Annotated in this window: 16 protein-coding genes; 8 read left to right on the top strand and 8 right to left on the bottom strand. The window is 72.2% G+C overall.

Features of this window, described 5'->3' with window-relative positions; all coding sequences use genetic code 11:
* Nucleotides 1–84: 84 nt before the first annotated feature.
* Nucleotides 85–1,302, top strand: a complete 1,218-nt coding sequence (locus ABZ193_RS27385) for a PucR family transcriptional regulator (protein ID WP_235716248.1) — start codon at nt 85–87, stop codon at nt 1,300–1,302.
* A gap of 4 nt (nt 1,303–1,306) precedes the next feature.
* Here the strand turns inward: ABZ193_RS27385 and ABZ193_RS27380 are convergent, their stop codons facing one another.
* Nucleotides 1,307–3,268, bottom strand: a complete 1,962-nt coding sequence (locus tag ABZ193_RS27380; RefSeq protein ID WP_354711986.1) for a phosphatase PAP2 family protein — start codon at nt 3,266–3,268, stop codon at nt 1,307–1,309.
* 75 nt (nt 3,269–3,343) lie between these two features.
* Complete coding sequence (locus ABZ193_RS27375) at nt 3,344–3,934, bottom strand: dihydrofolate reductase family protein (protein ID WP_354711985.1); 591 nt, start codon at nt 3,932–3,934, stop codon at nt 3,344–3,346.
* Nucleotides 3,935–4,023: 89 nt separating this feature from the next.
* Between ABZ193_RS27375 and ABZ193_RS27370 the strand changes: the two genes are divergently transcribed.
* Nucleotides 4,024–4,476 (top strand): helix-turn-helix domain-containing protein, encoded by a 453-nt coding sequence (locus ABZ193_RS27370; RefSeq protein ID WP_354711984.1) that lies wholly within the window; start codon nt 4,024–4,026, stop codon nt 4,474–4,476.
* 757 nt (nt 4,477–5,233) lie between these two features.
* On the opposite strand, the gene ABZ193_RS27365 is transcribed toward ABZ193_RS27370, so the two are convergent.
* From ABZ193_RS27365 to ABZ193_RS27340, 6 genes are all read right to left on the bottom strand, one after another.
* Nucleotides 5,234–5,920 carry a hypothetical protein gene (locus ABZ193_RS27365; protein WP_027936334.1) on the bottom strand — a complete coding sequence of 229 codons (687 nt, stop codon included), beginning with the start codon at nt 5,918–5,920 and terminating at the stop codon, nt 5,234–5,236.
* Between the two features lie 110 nt (nt 5,921–6,030).
* Entirely contained in the window at nt 6,031–7,008 is a 978-nt protein-coding gene (locus ABZ193_RS27360; protein ID WP_020421285.1) for a DMT family transporter, read from the bottom strand.
* Between the two features lie 42 nt (nt 7,009–7,050).
* On the bottom strand, nt 7,051–7,812 hold the full coding sequence (locus tag ABZ193_RS27355) for an SDR family NAD(P)-dependent oxidoreductase (protein ID WP_020421286.1): 762 nt from the start codon (nt 7,810–7,812) through the stop codon (nt 7,051–7,053).
* A 105-nt stretch (nt 7,813–7,917) separates the two neighbouring features.
* Entirely contained in the window at nt 7,918–8,505 is a 588-nt protein-coding gene (locus ABZ193_RS27350; RefSeq protein WP_354711982.1) for an FKBP-type peptidyl-prolyl cis-trans isomerase, read from the bottom strand.
* Nucleotides 8,506–8,514: 9 nt separating this feature from the next.
* Nucleotides 8,515–10,803 carry an AAA family ATPase gene (locus ABZ193_RS27345; protein ID WP_354712003.1) on the bottom strand — a complete coding sequence of 763 codons (2,289 nt, stop codon included), beginning with the start codon at nt 10,801–10,803 and terminating at the stop codon, nt 8,515–8,517.
* A gap of 87 nt (nt 10,804–10,890) precedes the next feature.
* Entirely contained in the window at nt 10,891–11,868 is a 978-nt protein-coding gene (locus ABZ193_RS27340) for a heme o synthase (protein WP_027936336.1), read from the bottom strand.
* Nucleotides 11,869–12,165: 297 nt separating this feature from the next.
* On the opposite strand from ABZ193_RS27340, the gene tkt reads away from it, so the two are divergent.
* From tkt to pgl, 6 genes are read left to right on the top strand one after another with little or no spacing between them, the layout of a single operon-like run.
* Nucleotides 12,166–14,271, top strand: a complete 2,106-nt coding sequence (tkt, locus tag ABZ193_RS27335; RefSeq protein ID WP_354711981.1) for a transketolase — start codon at nt 12,166–12,168, stop codon at nt 14,269–14,271.
* A gap of 23 nt (nt 14,272–14,294) precedes the next feature.
* Nucleotides 14,295–15,404 (top strand): transaldolase, encoded by a 1,110-nt coding sequence (tal, locus tag ABZ193_RS27330; RefSeq protein ID WP_354711979.1) that lies wholly within the window; start codon nt 14,295–14,297, stop codon nt 15,402–15,404.
* 4 nt (nt 15,405–15,408) lie between these two features.
* Nucleotides 15,409–17,025, top strand: coding sequence for a glucose-6-phosphate isomerase (locus tag ABZ193_RS27325; RefSeq protein WP_020421292.1), 1,617 nt, complete (start codon nt 15,409–15,411; stop codon nt 17,023–17,025).
* A complete protein-coding gene (zwf, locus tag ABZ193_RS27320) occupies nt 17,022–18,554 on the top strand; it encodes a glucose-6-phosphate dehydrogenase (protein WP_020421293.1) in 1,533 nt (510 codons plus the stop codon). The genes ABZ193_RS27325 and zwf overlap by 4 nt, the downstream gene beginning before the upstream one ends.
* Entirely contained in the window at nt 18,551–19,537 is a 987-nt protein-coding gene (gene opcA, locus ABZ193_RS27315) for a glucose-6-phosphate dehydrogenase assembly protein OpcA (RefSeq protein WP_020421294.1), read from the top strand. Before zwf ends, opcA begins: the two co-directional genes overlap by 4 nt.
* Complete coding sequence (pgl, locus tag ABZ193_RS27310; protein WP_020421295.1) at nt 19,537–20,316, top strand: 6-phosphogluconolactonase; 780 nt, start codon at nt 19,537–19,539, stop codon at nt 20,314–20,316. Before opcA ends, pgl begins: the two co-directional genes overlap by 1 nt.
* The last annotated feature ends 39 nt before the right edge of the window (nt 20,317–20,355 follow it).

Raw genomic sequence — 20,355 nt, 5'->3', positions numbered from 1 at the left:
ATGGAGAAGCCACGGTTGTCACGAGCTGACAGTATTGACCCGGACGATGGACGGCACGCGGGCAGGCGAGTGGGGGTCCACGACATGGCGGGCAGACGAACGGAGACCAGCGACGGCACGCTGGCGGATCTGGCGAAGGCGACCTCGGAACGGTTGCCGCGCATGCTGGACGACGTGGCGCGGCTGCTGAACGAGCACTGGCCGGACTACGCGGAGTTCATCGTCACCGAACGGGACGAGGTCCTGGTCTCCGCCAACATGTTCCTGCAGCGGCTGCTGCGGATGGCCAAATGGGACATCGCGGAGCTGTCCGGCATCACCGACCACGGCGCGGACCGGTTCGGCGAGCAGCCGCTGTTCGAGGAGATCGGGCGGGCGCAGTGGCAGCAGGGCCGCGATCTGACGAGCCTGCTGTCGGCCTACCAGATCGGCGCGCGGGTGGCGTGGCACCACGTCGCCGAGGTCGCGCTCGAGGTCGGTGTCCCCTCCGACATGTTCGCCTCGCTGGCCGAGGCGGTGTTCATCTTCGTGGACCAGCTGTCCTCGGCGTCGGCGCGCGGTTACGTGCTGGAGCAGTCCGAATCCGCCGCGATGCGGGAGCGGTTGCGCGACGAGCTGGCGGACATGCTGCTGTCCGACCGCTCCGATTCCGCCGCGATCCGCGCCGCCGCGGCCAGGGTGGACTGGCCGCTGCCTCGGCAGGCGGCGGTCGTCCTGGTGGAGCCGGACAATCCGGTCGGCAGCGCGCTGCTGGGGCGGCTCGGGAACTCGTCGCTGCACGTCCGGCGGCAGCGGCTGGTCTGCGCCATCGTGCCCGATCCGGACGGACCGCAGCGGCGGGAGCGGCTGGCGTCGGCGTTGCGCGGCGCGGGCGCGGTGGTCGGGCACGCGGTGCCGCTGGAACGCCTGCCGGCCAGCATGCACGTCGCCGAGCTGGCCGCGCAGCTGCGCCGCACGCACGTGCTGGAGGACGATCCGGTGTTCGTGGACGAGCACCTGGACTCGATCATCGTGCACCGCGACGCGAAGCTCTTCGACGCGATGCGCCACCAGTGCCTCGCTCCGCTGGCGCACCTCGGGCCGGTGACGCGCAAGCGGTTGTGCGAGACGCTCGCCTGCTGGCTGCGGCACCTCGGCGACCGCCGCGCCATGGCGGAGGAACTGCACATACACCCGCAAACGGTGCGCTACCGGATGGCCCAGTTGCGTGAGCTGTTCGGCGAGAGCCTGGACGATCCGGACAACCGCCGCCGCCTCACCCTCGCGCTCGCCTGGGGCACTTCGGACCCCGGCGACGTGTGACGCGTCAGTCCAGTTCCGCCAGCACCGCGCGGAATTCGGCGAGGAAGCCGTCCACGCTGTCCACCAGCGCCGCGTCCACGGTGGCGCTCATGGAGAACGATCCGTACCACCCCAGCACGCCGATGGTGAACGGGGTGCCCGGCGCGAGCGGGATGATGGCGAACGCCGTGCGCAGCGGGAAGTCGCCGAAGTCCACCTGCCACGCGGCACCGGGCATGTTGGACACGGTGCCGTTGAAAAACCGTTCGTTGTAGACGGTCCGGGCGAACCAGCGGTGGAAGAACGCCGGCATCAGCCCGGCCAGCGTGTGCTGCACGAACCGGGACGCGATGACCCTCGTGCCGGTGCGCAACCGCTTGGTGGCCTTGGCGATCCGCTTCAGGCGCTCGGCTTCGGGCATGCCCCCCAGTGGGATGTCCACCATGACGGCGGCGGTGACGTTGCCCTCCGCGCCGGGCCGCGGCTCGGCGGCCATCAGCGTGACCGAGGTCAGCATCGACTCCGGCAGCGGCGCCACCGCGACCCGCCGCAGCGCGCCGGCCACCCCGCCCAGCAGCAGGTCGGTGACCCGCACGCCGTGCTTGCGCGCCAGCTCACGCACGTCGTCGAGCGGGATCTGCAGGGTGGCGTAGCGACGGTCCGGCGGGTCGCCCGCGGGCAGCCGCGTCTTGGGGCGCCCGTCGGTGGCCAGCTGCGCCAGGCCGACGGCGCCCGCGGCGGCCTTCTGCAGGGCGTTGGGCCGCTTGGTTTCGTTGAGCCCCTCGAGCAGGCTGGGCGAGTCGAACAGCTCCAGCATCAGGCTGATCGTGCCGATGCCGTCCGCCACCGCGTGGTGCACCAGCGAAATCACCGCCGCGGTGTTCTCCTCCACACCGCGCACGACGGCGAACCGCCACAGCGGCCGGTCCCGCGGCAGCGGCTCGCTCTGGAACCGCGCGACGAGCTTGTGCAGCTCCCCCATGCCACCGGGCGTGCCGTCCGGGCGGGTCAGGTCGAAGTCGGGGACGTGCCAGTCCCAGTCGATGTCCGGGTGCGGCACCCAGTGCTGGCGGCGCCAGGGCGAGTAGTCCGACAGGCGCTGCGCGTAGCGGGGCATCGCGGGCAGTTTGTCGCGGATGGCCTGCTGCACCCACTCCCGGGTCGGCCCGGCGGGGTGGGCGGTGGTGTCGAGCATGATGAGCCCGCCGACGTGCTGCGGGTACGCCGGGGTCTCGACGTGCAGGAAGAACGTGTCGGAGGCGGACACCCGGTCGACCGGCCGGGCGACCTGCGCGAGCCAGGTGGCCGCGGCGATGAACACCACGGCGGCGGCCGCGTCGATCCAGTAGTGGTTGCCGGTGGCGATGATGACCGCGAACGTGATGGCGACGTGCACCGCGCTGACGATCTGCACGACCCAGCCGCCGCGGATGCGCGCGAGGACCACTGAGACCCACAGCGCCCACCCGACGTGCAGGGACGGCATCGCGGCCAGCTGGTTGGCCCCCTGGAGCATCGGCGAGCCCCAGGACAGGAACGTGTTCCCGAGCCGCACGGTGTCGACGAACCCGGCGCCGTCGAGCATCCGCGGCGGCGCGACCGGGTAGAGCCAGAAGCAGGCGAGCGCAAACAGGTTGAGCCAGACGAAGCTGTTGCGCACCGAGCGGTAGTGGACCGGGTGCCGGGCGTGCACCCAGATCAGCAGGATGATCGCGCTCGCGATGTAGGTGATCGCGTACTCGTAGTTGGCGAAGACGCGGATCCAGCCCTGCTCGGCGAGCCACAGGTTGACCGGGAGTTCGAAGTCCAGGTGCATCCAGCGTTCGAACGCCAGCAGCGCTTCGCCGTTGGCGTGCGCCCGCGGTTCGCGGCCCGGCAGCGGGAACGCCTCGACCAGCAGGTAGATCCCGAACAGGCCGAGCCCGAGCAGCAGTTCACCCCACCAGCCCGGACGCTGGACGGCCGCCGCGCGGGCGTCCGGGACCACCGGGGACCGTGAGGTGGAACCGACGGTGAGCACACCGTCATATACCACGCTTCGTGGCCGGAGCGCTCGCGCGAATCACCGCTCGACCGCGTAGTGCAGGTGGGTGACGCCCGGCGCCGGGACGGCTTCGACGAGGCGGAGCCGCACGTGCGCGGGGAGTTCCCGGAAGTAGGGTCGTCCCGCGCCCAGCAGGACCGGGACCTGGTGGAGGACGATCTCGTCGACGAGGCCGGCCGCGAGCGCCGAGGTCACCACGCCACCGCCCATGAGGCCGACGTCCCGGCCGTCGGCGGCGTCGCGGGCCTGGGCGATCGCGTCCTCGATCCCGGTGGTGACGAGGGTCTGCCGGGTGCTGGTTTCCGCGGGCCGGTGGGTGAGGACGACGAGCCGCGCCTTCGGGTGCGGGCTGCCGCCGCCGAAGCGGTCGGAGTCCTCGTAGGTGGTGCGCCCGGCGACGATGGCGCCCACCCGGCCGGCGAGTGCGTCGAACACCCGGGCGCTGGGCTCGCTCAGCCGGAAGCCGTCGAAGACGCCACTCGGGGTGTCGCCGTCGAAGTACCAGTCGAACAGCATCCCGCCGTCGCCGAGGCCGTGGCCGGGGCGGGGGTCGCGGCCGGTGATGAAGCCGTCGACGGAGACGGCGTGGGCGGCGATGACCTTGCTCATCTCGGCGCTCCTAACGGGGTTCCTTCAAGAGACTCCGACGGTAGCAGTCTGAGTTCCTTCAGGGAACCCCAATTGCTAGAGTCGGGTCCATGCAGCGGACGAACTTCGGCGGGATGGCGTGCTCGATCGCGCGCACGCTGGACGTCATCGGGGAGCCGTGGTCACCGCTGGTGCTGCGGGACGTGTGGGCGGGGATGACCCGGTTCGAGCAGATCCAGGCCGACCTGGGCATTTCGCGGAAGGTGCTGACCGAGCGGCTGAACCACCTGGTGGAGCGCGGGGTGCTGGAGCGACGGCCCTACGACCGGCGGCCGCGCTACGAGTACGTGCTGACGGAGCGGGGCGCGGAGCTCGTGGAGGTCCTGATGGCGATGGCGCACTGGGGCGACCGGTGGCTGGCGGGCGAGGCCGGGCCGCCGGTGGTGTACCGGCACCGGACGTGCGGGTCGGTCAGCGGCGCCGGACTGCGCTGCGACCACTGCGGCGAGGCAATGCACGCCCGGGACGTCGACCTGCTGCCCGGCCCCGGCGCGGCGGCTTGACCGGGTGCCGCCGGGCGGACAGTGGCCCGCAAAGTTGGGGATGGGCGCGGGGCTGCCGCGAGGGCTCACGCGGACGTGAGGCTCGCACGCGGAGCATGCGGGGCGGGAACGCGGAACTCGCGGGCGGGGGCACGGGGCTCGGCACCCTGGAGCGCGGGGCTCGGCCGCGGAAGCGGCGAACGGGCCGCGGGCGTGGGGCGCGCGTGCACGTGGGGCTCGCGCGCGGAGCGTGCGTGCGGGAACGCGGAACTCGCGGGCGGGGCGCGAGGCTCGGCACCCTGGAGCGCGGGGCTCGGCCGCAGGAGCGGGGAGCTGGCGCGTGGGCGTCGGGCTCACGCGGGGGCGTGGGGCTCACGCGGGGGCGTGGGGCTCGTGCGTGGAGCGTGCGGGGCGGAAACGCGGAACTCGCGGGCGGGGGCGTGGGGCTCGGCCGCTGGAGCGCGGGGCTCGTGCCTGGAGCGTGCGGGGCGGGAACGCGGAACTCGCGGGCGGGAGCGCGGGGCTCGGCCGCTGGAGCGTGGGGCTCTCGCGCGCGTGGGACTCTCGCGCCGGTGGAGCTTGCGTCGGGAGCGTGCGCTCGCCGACAGGGGCGTCGGGCCTTGCCCGGGGCATGCGGCTCGCCCACAGGGCGCGGGGCCTCTCGCCCGGCAACCTCGCCCGCGCGCGGGTGGGCCTCACCCACCCGCGCGTGCGGCTCTCGCGCACGGGCGCGGCTCGTCCGCGGGAGCGCCGAACTGCCCGCGAGCGCGCGGCGGCGTCAGGCGGCGGCCGGTGCGGGGCTGTGGCGGCCGGCCAGCCGGAGCGTCACGCCGTCGCGGCGGAGTTTGCGCCATCCGTGGCCCACGCAGGCCGCGACGGTCAGCGCGGTGAGCAGCCCGCTGAGGATGCCGCGCGACATCAGGCCCGCCTCGACGCCCCAGTGCAGGAACCCGATGGTCATCGCGGCGTCGATGAGCCGCGAGCCGCCCCAGAGCAGTGCCACCTCGATGAACACGCGGTTCACCGTGCGGTGCTTGAACAGCTCCGCGGGCAGCCGCACGAAGTCCTTCGCCAGGCGCGCCGTGATGGGGCGCCCGATCATCGCGCTGCCGACGAAGATCAGGAACATCAGCACCGAGCCGACGGCCGGTTGCAGCACGTACACCACCGCACTGGACGTGACCAGCGCGAACGCCGCGCGTCCGACCAGCATCGCCGTGCACAGCAGCAGTGTGCGGGGCATGTCGCGCTTCATCAGGCGGCGCGCGCCGATCACGACGGCCGCCCAGCCCAGAACCGCGCACAGCGCGGGAACCAGGCCGACGAAATGCAACAACAACGCCAGCAGAACCGACGGGACGACGACCGTTTCCAGCAACAGGATCGCCGCATCCTTGATCGTTTTCCGCAGGTGCGGTATTTCGATCACCAAATGGCGGTCGCCGGACGACGCTCGGTGGTGCACGGGCTCCAGCCTCCAAGGGTCTGCCCTGGGTGCGCGGGGGCAGCGCACTCTCGACAGGCTCTGTAGGTTCCACCGCCCGCCGGGCCCGAAACCTACGCCGGATACCTGAATTAATCCTGAGCGAAGGAGTCCGAAGAACGGGACCGGGAGGGAACGGTTCCCGAGAATTTACCACTTCCGGGATAAACCCCGTGTTGGGCCGACCGGGTCGTCTCCGCCTGCACGCTCGGCGAGTGCGCGAGCCCGAACACGCCGAGGATCAACAACAGGGCCGCGCCGGCGGTCGCCGCGAGCGGGCCCGGCTCGGTCACCAGCGTCGCGTTGAACGCCAGTAGTCCCAGGAAATAGCTGGCCGCGGGGTTCACGATGGACATCACGGCGATCGCCGCGGACAGCGAACCCGACCCGTACGCCTGCTGCCCGAGCAGCAGCCCGGAGAAGGTCGACAGCGCCAGCACGTACCCCGGCCAGGTGAGCGCGGTGTGAGCGACACCCTCGTTCAACAGCAGGTCGGTGGTCACCTTCATCATGGCCGCGCTGATCGCGTAGCAGATGCCTGCCGCGGTGGCGATGAGCGCGCTGTGCAGCAGCGGGCCCCGGTTCTGGGCGACCTGCACGAGGGTGACGACGGTGGCCGCGGCGATCAGCACTGCGATCAGCAGGCGGCCCTGGTCCGGCGACCCGCCCAGCGGCGCGGTGCCCTCGACCGCGAGGAACACCACCACCCCGCCGGTGATGGCGAGCCCGGCCAGCCAGTCCCGCAGCGGCGGCCAGCGGCGGATCGCGGCCGAGGCCATCGGCAGCGCGAAGAGCAGTTCGGTGACCAGCAGCGGCTGCACGAGCGCGATCGACCCGAAGTGCAACGCGGCGGCCTGGCTGAAAAAGCCCAACAGGTTCGTGGCCCATCCCGCGAGCCACACCCTCTTGCGCAACAGCTTGCGGATCAGCCACAGTACGGGGACGCGATGTCGCGCGGCGCGCCCCTCGACGTCACTGTCGGCAACCTCGATCACCGCGCGTCGCTGCAGCGCGGCTGACGCCGCGAACAGGAACGCCGCGGCGAATCCGAGGAATACCGGGACTAACACGTCACTTGTCAGCGCTTCCAGTGGCGGAAAGATTCCGGGAACTCAGTCCGAACCCCCGAACCGGGCAGATAGTGCACGGTACACCGAGGGCACGGTCCCCCGCACCGCAATTGGCAATCTCAGCCAACGCGGCACGTACTGCTCGGCCCGGTCCGCCGTGATCGCCGCCAGCACCGCCGCGGCCACCTTGTCCGCGGGCACCGGCCTGGGGCTGCGCCGCTGGTAGGGACGGCCGCGGCGGGCGAAGAACTCGGTGTCCACCACCCCGGGCACGACCACCCCGACCCGCACCCCGGTACCGGCTAGTTCCAGCCGCAGGCTCTCGGCGAAAACGTCCACCCCCGCCTTGGTCGCCGAGTACACCGACTCCCCCGCCACCCCGGCCCGGCCCGCGATGGATGTGACGAAGACCACCGCCGCCCGGGGCCGGTCGAGCAGCGCGGGCAGCAGGGCACGGGTCAGTTCGACGGGTGCGGCGAAGTTCACGGAGAGCAACCGCCGCACGTCGGCACCGGACATGCCGGACACCGGGCCGGCGTAGCCCATCCCGGCGTTGTTGACGAGCACGTCCACCCGCCCGGCCCGCGCGGCGATCTCCTCCGCGGCGGCCTCGACCGCGCCGGGCTCGGCGAAGTCGGCGCGGACGGCGACCCCGCCGGTGCGCTCCGCGAGCGCGTCCAACCGGTCGCCGTCACGCCCGTGCAGCACGAGGCGAGCACCTGCCTCGTGCAGCCGGAGCGCGGTGGCCGCCCCGATGCCCGACGAGGCGCCGGTGACCACCGCGACCGCTCCGCGGACGTCCATGGGTCAGCCTCCGATCCGGGCGGCGTTCCCGCCCGCCGAGCCCAGCGCCGCGAGGGACGAGCCCGGCTGCCGCCGGTCAGGCTCCCCCGCGGCTGCCACCGGACGTCAGCCGGTGACCTGGACCGCGTCGACGACGAAGACGAGCGTCTCGTTCGGCTTGATCGGGCCGTTGCCGCGGGCGCCGTAACCGAGGTCCGGCGGGATGACCAGCAGGCGGCGGCCGCCCTGCTTGATGCCCTCCAGGCCCTGGTCCCAGCCCGGGATGGCGGTGCCCTCGCCCAGCGCGAACGAGAACGGCGCCGAGCCGAACGAGTTCTGCTGGTCGACCTTGTCCGACCAGGTCACCAGGTCGTAGTCCATCTGCAGCGTGCTGCCCGCGTGGGCGGTGGCGCCGGTGCCCGGCTTCAGGTCCTTCGTCAGCAGCCTGGTCGGCGCGCTGCAGGTGTCCGGGATCGTGATCGTCGGCTTGGCGCCGAAGTCACCGGTCACGGTGATGTCGTCCGCGGTGCACTCGTGCGCGGCGCTGCCCGTGTCGTGCCCCGCCGAAGCGCTCGCGGACGCCCCCGCCGGCTCGGGAGCCGGGTAGGTCGGGCCGCCTCCGGGCGGGAAGGACGACGGTTCCTGGTCGGGCGCGCAGGCCCCGAGAGCGAGGGCGGCTGCCGCCGCGAGCACGATCTTGCCAGCGTTACGCATGGCGACACCTTAACCGGGCGTTGACGTCGGCCGTCCGGCGGAGTACAAGATGCCGAGCCGTTGCGTGGCACGGGTGTAGGCGACGTAGAGGTCGTTCCAGCCGCGCGGCGACTCCGCCACGATCTCCTCCGGCGCCAGCACCACGACACCGTCGAACTCGAGCCCCTTGGCCTCGGCGACGGTCAGCACCGACACCGCGTCGCCGTGACCGTCCAGTTCGGACCGGACCGCGCCCAGCCTGGCGGCCGGGACCAGCACCGCGACCGTGCCGCCGTCCGCGGCAGCCACCTCTTCGTCCACGATGGACGCCAGTGGGCGCTCGCCGAGCGGCGCGCCCCACGGCTCGACGCCGGTTTCCCGCACCGATGTCGGCACCCGCAGGTCCGGGTCGACCTCGCGCAGCGCCTCGGCGGCGCGGTTCATGATCTCCACCGGGGTCCGGTAGTTGACGGTCAGCTCACGCAGCCGCCAGCGGTCCCCGACGTAGTGGCCGAGCATGTCCCGCCACGACGACGCCCCGCCCGGCGCGCCGGTCTGGGCGACGTCCCCGACGACGGTCATCGACCGGCTCGGGCAGCGGCGCATCAGCAGCCGCCAGTCCATCGCCGAGAGCTCCTGCGCCTCGTCGACGATGACGTGCCCGAACGTCCAGGTGCGGTCGCGGGCCGCGCGCTGCGCCGCGGTCAGGTGGCTGCTGCGTTCCTGCCGCTCGGCGAACAGCTCGGCGTCCAGGATGTCGGCGATGTTGATCTGGTCCTCGTCCAGGAGCTCCTCGTCCTGGTCCATGATGTCGAGCACACCTTCGGCGTAGGCGCGCTCCTCGCGCTCGCGCCGCTCGCGCGCGGCGCGCTCGGCCTCGTCGTCCTCGCCGAGCAGCTCGGCCAGCTCGTCGAGCAGCGGCACGTCGCCCGGTGTCCAGGGCGAGCGGGCCGGGCGCTTCAGCGCCGCGCGGTCGGCGTCGGAGAGCAGCCCCTCGGACGCGGACAGCAGGCGGTCCGGCTCGGCGAACAGGTCGCGCAGCAGCCGCTGCGGCGTGATCTTCGGCCACAGCTCGTCGATCGCGGCGGCGACGGTCTCGGATTCGGCGAGCTCCTTGCGGATCTCGACCCGGTCCCCCGCGTCCAGCACCGGCGCGTCGGCGTCTTCGCCCTCGGCGAGCGGGATGTCGGGGACCCCCTCGAAGAGGTCGACCTCCATGCGCACCGCGGCCCGCTCGGTCAGCGCGTCCAGCATCGCGTCGACGAAGACGCGGCGTGCCAGGTTGTGCGGGCGGCGGGTGCGCCGGGCCTTGGCGCGCGCCCGCTCGACGACGGCGCGGTCGAGCACCAGCACGTCGTCGTCGAAGGCGACCTCGAACCGCTCCTCCGGCACCCGCTGGCGGTCGGCGACGGCCCTGGTGAGCACGTCGACCATGGCCAGCCTGCCCTTGACCTCGGCGGCCGCGCGGCTGTCCGCGCCGCGCGCCCGGATGCCGGGGAACAGCTGCCCGATCGTGGACAGCAGCACCCCGGTCTCGCCCAGCGACGGCAGGACCTGGCCGATGTAGTGCAGGAACGTGCTGTTCGGCCCGACCACGAGCACGCCGCGGGAGGCGAGCTGCTGGCGGTAGGTGTAGAGGAGGTAGGCGGCCCGGTGCAGGGCCACGGCGGTCTTGCCGGTGCCCGGCCCCCCCTGGACCACGACGACGCCACTGAGGTCGTCCCGGATGATGTCGTCCTGCTCGGCCTGGATGGTGGCGACGATGTCGCTCATCTCACCCGTGCGCTTGCGCTCCAGCGCGGCCAGCAGGGCGGCCTCGCCTGCCAGGCCCAGGTCGGCCTGCTGCCCGTCGACGGCGCGCAGGTCGAGGATCTCGTCGTCGAGACCGACGACCTTGCGGCTCAGCGTGCGGATGTGCCTGCGGCGCCGCACGCCCTCCGGCGAGGCGGCGGTGGCCAGGTAGAACGGCCGCGCGGCCGGCGCGCGCCAGTCCAGCAGCAGCGGCTCGTAGTCGCCCTCCTCGTCGAACAGGCCGAGCCGCCCGATGTAGGCGGGCGCCTGTTCGTCGTGGAAGTCGAGCCTGCCGAAGCACAGGCCCTGCTCGACGGAGCCGAGCTGCGCGAGCCGCTCGTGGTGGAGGCTGCTGGCGGCGTCCCGCTCGGCGCTCTCCTGCGGGGTTTCGCCGTGCGAGCGCAGCGCCCGCTCCAGGCGCCGCTCAGCGGTGGTGCGCTCGGCGTCGAGCCTGCGGTAGAGCATGGACACGTAGTCCTGCTCGTGCTGAAGGTCGGTCGTGTTCTGGGGTTCCCGGTCCTCAGCCACGGACAAGAGCAACCTGCTTTCGGCATCGGGTGACAAGTCGGCCTGGAACCCAACGAAGGCGAGCGCCGGAAGATTCCCGGCCGCGCGTCAGAACGGCAGGCCGAGCGTGGGCAGACCGATCGCCGAGTCGACCGCGAGCGCGCAGAACAGGATCATCAGGTACGTGTTCGACCGGTGGAACAGGGCCATCGGCTTGGTCTCCACGCCGCGCTTGACGCCCGAGTAGAGGCGGTGCGCGTAGAAGAGGAACCAGGACCCGGCCAGCACCGCGAAGCTCGCGTACAGCCAGCTCGTCGCGGGCAGCAGGAGCAGCGTCCAGCCGACCATCACCCACGAGTAGATGAGGATCTGGCGAGCCACGTGCTCCGGCGTGGCGACCACCGGCAGCATCGGCACGCCGGCGCGCTCGTAGTCGTCGCGGTACTTCATGGCCAGCGCCCAGGTGTGCGGCGGCGTCCAGAAGAAGATGACGGCGAACATCACGAACGCGGGCCACTGCACCGTGCCGGTGACCGCGGCCCAGCCGATCACCACCGGCATGCAGCCCGCCGCGCCGCCCCACACCACGTTCTGCGCCGTGCGCCGCTTGAGCACCAGCGTGTACACGAAGATGTAGAACAGGATCGTCGCGATCGCCAGCACGGCGGCCAGCAGGTTCACCGTGAAGTACAGCATCGCGAACGAACCGGCGCCCAGCGCCAGCGCGAACACCAGCGCGTTGCGCCGCGGCACCGAGTCGCGGACCAGCGGGCGCCGCTTCGTCCGGTTCATCACCTTGTCGATGTCGGCGTCGATGACGCAGTTCAGCGCGTTCGCGCTGCCCGCGGCCATGGTGCCGCCGACCAGCGTCGCCAGGATCAGCCACGGCGACGGGATCGTGCGCGCGGCGAGGAACATCGCCGGGATGGTGGTGACCAGCAGCAGCTCGATGACCTGAGGCTTGGTCAGGGCGACGTAGGCGCCGACGATCCGGCTCACGCGCCGCAGACCACGCGGGCGCTCGCCTCCGGGGTCGACAGCGCTGGTGCTGTCACTGCGCCCGTGCGCAGCGTTCACCAACGACAATTCCGCTCCCTGAGTCAGATTCGGGGGCACCGGGGCAGCCCGGCACCGCAACCGATCGTAATCGCCGGGTTCGCACCCCGCGCGCACCGGGGTGGGCCAGCCGCGTGTGTCGGCCCCGGAGGCGCCGGGTACCCGACCTACTAGGCTGGCGCCGGGGGTTGCGCTTGTGGTCGTGCGCACGCCCGCTAGCAGGAATATCGTCTCTTCGGGATCGATTGAGATGAGTGGAGCCTGCGCGCGCGAAGACCCCCACGAACAGAAGAGTTGCCACCGAGAAGGACGGGGAGTTCGAGTTCAGTGTCCGATATCGCCTCCATCAGCGAGAACAACCCACTGCTGCGGCGGAACCTGCCCGCCGACTGGACCGACCTCGACACCCGTGCGGTCGACACCGTCCGGGTGCTGGCCGCCGACGCGGTCGAGAACTGCGGCAGCGGTCACCCCGGCACCGCGATGAGCCTGGCGCCGGTGGCGTACTCGCTCTTCCAGCGGATCATGCGCCACGACCCGAGCGACCCGGAGTGGCCGGCGCGTGACCGGTTCGTCCTGTCCGCCGGGCACTCCAGCCTGACGCTCTATATCCAGCTGTACCTCGCCGGCTACGGCCTCGAGCTCGAGGACCTCAAGCAGCTGCGCAAGTGGGGCTCGCAGACCCCGGGCCACCCGGAGTACCAGCACACCAAGGGCGTGGAGACCACCACCGGCCCGCTCGGCCAGGGCCTGGCCAACGCGGTCGGCATGGCGATGGCCGCCCGCCGCGAGCGCGGCCTGCTCGACCCGGACGCCGCGCCCGGCGAGAGCATCTTCGACCACCACATCTTCGTGATCGCCTCCGACGGCGACATCGAGGAGGGTGTGACCTCCGAGGCGTCGTCCATCGCGGGCCGCCAGGAGCTGGGCAACCTGGTCGTCATCTACGACGACAACAAGATCTCGATCGAGGACGACACCAACATCGCGCTGTCCGAGGACACCGCGAAGCGGTACGAGGCCTACGGCTGGCACGTCCAGGTCGTCGAGGGCGGCGAGGACGTCGTCGCGATCGAGGAGGCCATCGCGGCCGCCAAGGCGGAGACCACCCGCCCGTCGTTCATCCTGCTGCGCACCGTGATCGGCTACCCGGCGCCGAACAAGATGAACACCGGCAAGGCGCACGGCGCCGCGCTGGGCGCCGAGGAGGTCGCCGCGGTCAAGGAGATCCTCGGCTTCGACCCGGAGCGCAGCTTCCAGGTCGACGACGAGGTGATCGCGCACACGCGCAAGGCACTGGACCGCGGCAAGCAGGAGCGCGCCGCGTGGCAGGAGCGCTTCGACGCGTGGGCCGCCGCCAACCCGGAGCGCAAGAAGCTCGCCGACCGGCTGGCCACCCGCGACCTGCCCGAGGGCTGGGCCGAGAAGCTGCCGAGCTGGGAGCCCGACGCCAAGGGCATCGCGACCCGCAAGGCCTCCGGCGAGGTGCTCAACGCGCTGGCCGACGTGCTGCCGGAGCTGTGGGGCGGTTCGGCCGACCTGGCCGAGAGCAACAACACCACCATGAAGGGCGCCGACTCGTTCGGCCCGGAGAAGGCCTCCACCGGCATGTGGCAGGCCAACCCCTACGGCCGCACGCTGCACTTCGGTGTCCGCGAGCACGCCATGGGCTCGATCCTCAACGGCATCGCGCTGCACGGCGGCACCCGGCCCTACGGCGCCACCTTCCTGGTGTTCAGCGACTACATGCGCCCGCCGGTGCGGCTGGCCGCGCTGATGCACGCGCCGGTCATCTACGTGTGGACGCACGACTCGATCGGCCTCGGCGAGGACGGCCCGACGCACCAGCCGATCGAGCACCTGGCCTCGCTGCGCGCCATCCCGGGCCTGAACGTGGTCCGGCCCGCGGACGCCAACGAGACCGCGGGCGCGTGGAAGGCCGCGCTGGAGGACAAGCGCCACCCGTCGGGCCTGGCGCTGACCCGCCAGAACGTCCCGGTGCTCGAGGGCACCGCGGCGGACAAGGTCGCCAAGGGCGCCTACGTGCTCGCCGACGCCTCCTCCGGCGCTCCGGAGGTCGTGTTGATGGCGACCGGTTCGGAGGTCCAGCTGGCCGTCGAGGCCCGCAAGACGCTCGAGGCCGACGGCGTGCCCACCCGGGTCGTGTCGGTGCCGTGCGTCGAGTGGTTCGAGGCGCAGGACGAGGCGTACCGCGAGTCGGTCCTGCCCAGCGGGGTGAAGGCCCGCGTGTCGGTCGAGGCCGGCATCGCGCAGCCGTGGTACCGCTGGGTCGGCGACGCCGGTGAGATCGTCTCGATCGAGCACTTCGGGGCCTCGGCCGACTACCAGACCCTGTTCCGCGAGTTCGGGTTCACCGCCGACGCCGTGGTCGACGCCGCGCGCCGCTCGCTCGCCAAGACCAAGAACTCCTGAATCACCGCAAAGGGGATGAAGTCATGAGCGACAACCTTGCTCAGCTGACGCAGGCCGGCGTGTCCATCTGGCTCGACGACCTGTCGCGCGAACGGCTGAACTCCGGCAACCTGGCCGAGCTCATCCGCGACCGTCACGTGACCGGCGTGACCACCAACCCGACGATCTTCGCCAACGCGCTGGCCGACGGCGAGTCCTACGACGCCCAGGTCCGCGAGCTGGCCGCCCGCGGCGCGGACGTCCACGCCGCCGTCCGCGAGCTGACCACCACCGACGTGCGCAACGCCGCGGACCTGTTCCGCGACGTCTACACCCGCACGAACGGGGTGGACGGCCGCGTGTCGATCGAGGTCGACCCGCGCCTGGCCCGCGACGCCGACAAGACGGCCGCCGAGGCGCAGGACCTGTGGAAGACCGTCGACCGGCCGAACATCCTCGTGAAGATCCCGGCCACCGAGGAGGGCCTGCCCGCGATCACCAAGACCCTGGCCGAGGGCATCAGCGTCAACGTCACGCTGATCTTCTCGGTCGAGCGCTACCGCAAGGTGATCGAGGCGTTCTTCGCCGGGCTGGAGCAGGCCAAGGCCAACGGCCACGACCTCGCGACGATCGAGTCGGTCGCCTCGTTCTTCGTGTCCCGTGTGGACAGTGAGATCGACAAGCGGCTGGACGCGATCGGCACCGACGAGGCCAAGGCGCTGCGCGGCGAGGCCGCCATCGCCAACGCCCGCCTCGCCTTCGCCGCCTACGAGGAGCTGTTCGCCACCGACCGCTGGCAGGCGCTGGCCGCCGCGGGCGCCCGGCCGCAGCGCCCGCTGTGGGCCTCCACCGGCGTGAAGGACCCGTCGTACTCGGACACCCGCTACGTCGACCAGCTCGTCGTCGCGGGCACGGTCAACACCATGCCGGAGAAGACGCTGTTCGCCGCCGCCGACCACGCGAAGGTCGAGGGCGACAAGGTCACCGGCACCGGCGCGCAGGCGCAGGAGGTGTTCGACAAGCTCGCCGCGGTGGGCATCGACATCCCCGACGTCTTCCGCACGCTGGAGGACGAGGGCGTGGAGAAGTTCGACAAGTCCTGGGCCGAGCTGCTGGAGACCGTCACCGGGCAGCTCGAGAAGGCGAAGGGCTGACGCCGTGGTGGGGGAAGAGCTGACCGTCACGATCAGCGACGAGGAGCTGGCCGCGCAAGCGGCCCCGCTGGTCGACGAGCTCGTCGCCGACCAGGTCGCGTCCAAGGTCGCGGCGCAGGACCCCACCCTGTGGGGCGCCGACGCCGAGTCCGAGGCCTCGATCCGGCTGTCCTGGACCACGCTGCACAAGTCGTCGCGCCCGCTGATCGGCGAGATCGAGGCGCTGCGCGAGGAGCTGCGGAGCGAAGGCGTCGACCGGATCGTCCTGGCCGGCATGGGCGGCTCGTCGCTCGCGCCGGAGGTCATCGCGGCCACCGAGAACGTCGCGCTGACCGTGCTGGACACCACCGACCCCGGCCAGGTCGCCGACGCGCTCGCCGGCGACCTCCAGCGCACGGTGCTGGTGGTGTCGTCGAAGTCCGGCGGCACGGTGGAGACCGACAGCCACCGCCGGATCTTCGCGAAGGCGTTCGCGGACAACGGGATCGACGCGGCGCGGCGGATCGTCGTGGTCACCGACCCCGGTTCGCCGCTGTCGGAGCTGGCCGAGAAGGAGGGGTACCGCAAGGTGTTCCTCGCCGACCCGCACGTCGGGGGGCGCTATTCGGCGCTCACCGCGTTCGGGCTGGTGCCGGCCGGGCTGGCCGGGGCGGACATCGCCAGGCTGCTCGACCAGGCCGCGGCCGCCGCGCAGGTCCTCGGCGCCGACAGCGCGGACAACCCGGCGGTCAAGCTGGCCGCCGCGTGGGGCGCCGCGCACAACGCCGGTGCGGAGAAGGTCGTGCTGGCCGACACCGGCTCCGGCATCACCGGCTTCGCCGACTGGGCGGAGCAGCTGATCGCGGAGTCCACCGGCAAGCTCGGCACCGGCCTGCTGCCGGTCGCCGTGGACGGCCCGGCCGCGCCCGGCTTCGCCGACGCGGGCGCCGACGCGACCCCGGTCGCGATCGGCCCGGTCACCGGCGCCGCCAAGGTGGCCACCACCGGCTCGCTCGGCGCGCAGTTCCTGCTGTGGGAGTTCGCCACCGCGATCGCCGGGCGGCTGCTGAAGATCAACCCGTTCGACCAGCCGGACGTGGAGGCCGCGAAGAAGGCCGCCCGCTCGCTGCTGGACGACCCGTCGAAGCTGACCGGCGGCGAGACGCCGACCGCGGTGGACGACGCGGTGGAGATCTTCGCCCCGGCCGGGGTCTCGGGCGACGGCTCGCTGTCCGACGTGCTGCGGGAGTTCCTGGCGACCGCGCCGGAGGGCGGCTACCTCGCGGTGCAGGCCTACCTGGACCGGCTCGACGACGCCTCGGCGGCGCTGCTGCGTCCCGAGCTGGCGAAGCGGACCGGGCTGCAGACCACCTTCGGGTGGGGGCCGCGGTTCCTGCACTCGACCGGCCAGTACCACAAGGGCGGTCACCAGAACGGCATCTTCCTGCAGATCACCGGCGCGAACGAGGACGACCTCGACGTGCCGGACCGGCCCTACACCCTGGGCCAGCTGCAGCACGCGCAGGCGCTCGGCGACGGCCAGGTGCTGACCGAGCGCGGCCGTCCGGTGCTGCGGCTGCACCTGACCGACCGGGCCGCGGGCCTGGCTGAGCTCATGCGCGCGGTACAGGAGGCTGAGTGAGCACGAAGGGGTGGAGCAACCCGCTGCGGGATCCCCGCGACAAGCGGCTGCCGAGGATCGCCGGGCCGTCCAGCCTGGTGATCTTCGGCGTCACCGGTGACCTCTCCCGCAAGAAGCTGATGCCGGCCATCTACGACCTGGCCAACCGCGGGCTCCTGCCCGCCGGGTTCTCGCTGGTCGGCTTCGCGCGGCGGGACTGGGAGAACGAGGACTTCGGGCAGCTCGTGCACGACGCGGTCGCCGAGCACGCCCGGACCCCGTTCCGCGAGTCGGTGTGGAACCGGCTCGCCGAGGGCATCCGGTTCGTGCAGGGCACGTTCGACGACGACGACGCGTTCGACCGGCTCGCCCAGACCGTGCGCGAGCTGGACGCTGAGCGCGGCACCGGTGGCAACACCGCGTTCTACCTGTCGATCCCGCCCAGCGCGTTCCCGGTGGTGACCAAGCAGCTGGCCCGTTCGGGCCTGGCGCAGTCCGACGACGAGTCGTGGCGCCGCGTGGTGATCGAAAAGCCGTTCGGCCACGACCTGGCCAGCGCCAAGGAGCTCAACGCGATCGTCAACGACGTCTTCCCCGAGGAGTCGGTGTTCCGCATCGACCACTACCTCGGCAAGGAGACGGTCCAGAACATCCTCGCGCTGCGCTTCGCGAACCAGCTGTTCGAGCCGATCTGGAACGCCAACTACGTCGACCACGTGCAGATCACCATGGCCGAGGACATCGGCCTCGGCGGTCGCGCCGGGTACTACGACGGCATCGGCGCGGCGCGGGACGTGATCCAGAACCACCTCCTCCAGCTGCTCGCGTTCACCGCGATGGAGGAGCCGCTGTCGTTCGAGCCGCGGGCGCTGCGGGCGGAGAAGATCAAGGTCCTGCGGGCCACCAAGCCGATGCAGCCGTTCGCCGAGACGACGGCGCGCGGCCAGTACACCGGCGGCTGGCAGGGCGGCAAGAAGGTGCCGGGCCTGCTGCAGGAGGCCGGGTTCGCCAAGGACTCGACCACCGAGACCTACGCCGCGGTGTCGCTGGAGGTGCAGAACCGCCGCTGGGCCGGGGTGCCGTTCTACCTGCGCACCGGCAAGCGGCTGGGCCGCCGCGTCACCGAGATCGCCGTCGTGTTCAAGCGGGCGCCGCACCTGCCGTTCGACTACACCTCGACGGAGGAGCTGGGGCAGAACGCCCTGGTGATCCGGGTGCAGCCGGACGAGGGCGTGACGCTGCGGTTCGGCTCGAAGGTGCCGGGCACCACGATGGAGGTCCGCGACGTCACGATGGACTTCGGCTACGGGCATGCGTTCACCGAGTCCTCGCCGGAGGCCTACGAGCGGCTGATCCTGGACGTGCTGCTCGGCGAGCCGTCGCTGTTCCCGGTCAACGAAGAGGTCGAGCTGTCCTGGCAGATCCTCGACCCGATCCTGGAGTTCTGGGCCAAGAACGGCGCTCCGGAGCCCTACGCCCCGGGCACCTGGGGCCCCGACACGGCCGACGAGGTCCTGGAGCGCAGCGGCCGGAACTGGAGGCGCCCGTGATCATCGACCTGCCTTCGACCACGACCTCGCAGGTCAACCGCAAGATGGTCGAGTTGCGCGAGCGCGGTGGCGCCGTCGCGCTGGGCCGGGTGCTGACGCTGGTGATCGTCGACGACGACGGCGAGCACCTGGAGGAGCACATCGACGCGGCCAACGAGGCCAGCCGCGAGCACCCGTGCCGGGTGATCGTGCTGGCCCGCGGGTCGCGCACGGCCGCGGCCCGCATCGACGCGCAGATCCGCGTCGGCGGCGACGCCGGCGCGAGCGAGGTCATCATCCTGCGGCTGTACGGGCCGCTGGCGTCGCAGGGCCAGAGCGCGGTGATCCCGCTGCTGCTGCCCGACGCACCGATCGTGGCGTGGTGGCCCAGCTCCGGCCCGAAGGTGCCGGCGCAGGACCCGATCGGTGAGCTGGCGCAGCGCCGCATCACCGACTCGGCGGCGGAGCGCAACCCGATAAGGGCCCTGGCGGCGCGCCGGAAGGCGTACGTGCCGGGCGACACGGACCTGGCCTGGACGCGGCTGACCAACTGGCGCGCCCAGCTGGTCGCGGCGCTGGACCTGCCGCCGTACGAGAAGGTCACCGGCGCCACGGTGACCGGTGAGGCCGACTCGCCGTCGACGGAGCTGCTCGCCGGCTGGCTCGCCGAATACCTGAAGGTGCCGGTGCGCCGGGTCAAGACGACCACGGCGCAGGGCATCGTGTCGGTGGAGCTGGAGCGCCGGTCGGGCGCGATCGCGCTGCACCGGCCGGACGGCAAGGTGGGCACGCTCATGCAGCCGGGCCAGCCGACGCGGCGGATCGCGCTGCACCGGCGCAACACCAAGGACTGCCTGATCGAGGAGCTGCGGCGGCTCGACCCGGACGAGGTGTTCGAGGCGTCGCTGCAGGGCCTGGACAAGCTGGCCTCGGGTTCGGCGGGCGCCGCCAAGAAGAAGGCGCCCGCGAAGAAGCCGGCGAAGTCGGCGAAGGCGAGCGCGTGATGGCCTCTTCCGAAGTGGTGGTCTACGCCAACGGCGAGCTGCTGGCGGCCGCCGCGGCGGCCCGGCTGGTGACGCGGCTGGTGGACCTGCAGGCCGCGAAGGGTTCGGCGTCGCTGGTGCTGACCGGCGGCGGCACCGGGATCGCGGTGCTGGAGCAGCTGCGCCGCTCCCCCGCCCGGGACGCGGTGGACTGGTCGCGGCTGGACCTCTACTGGGGCGACGAGCGGTTCGTGCCCGCGGACGACGACGAGCGCAACGAGAAGCAGGCCCGCGAGGCGCTGCTGGACCACGTGCCCGTCGATCCGAAGCGGGTGCACGCGATGGCGGCCTCGGACGGCGAGTTCGGCGACGACGTGGACGCGGCCGCGGCGGCGTACGCGCAGGTGCTGGCGGACAACGCGCGGCCGGAGGACCACGGCGACGTGCCGCAGTTCGACATCTGCCTGCTGGGTCTCGGCGGCGAGGGGCACACCGCGTCGGTGTTCCCCGAGTCGCCGGCGGTGTACGAGACGGAGCGGTCGGTGGTGGCGGTGCGCAACTGCCCGAAGCCGCCGCCCACCCGCGTGTCGCTGACGCTGCCCGCGATCCGGCGGTCGCACGACGTCTGGCTGATGACGACGGGTGAGGCGAAGGCCGACGCCGTCGCGCTGGCCCTGTCCGGCGCGGGCGAGGTGCAGGTGCCCGTGGCGGGCGCCCGCGGCCAGCGGCGGACGCTGTGGCTGCTGGACCGCACGGCGGCGAGCAAGCTGTCGAACGTGTACCAGCCGCCCACGGCGTGATCTGAGGCAGAAACGAAGGCCCGCCGGCGCGCTCGCCGG

It is taken from the genome of Amycolatopsis sp. NPDC006125 (assembly GCF_040614195.1).
In the GTDB taxonomy this organism is placed as follows: Bacteria; Actinomycetota; Actinomycetes; order Mycobacteriales; family Pseudonocardiaceae; genus Amycolatopsis_E; species Amycolatopsis_E tucumanensis.
This window is presented reverse-complemented; position numbering and strand designations above follow the sequence as displayed.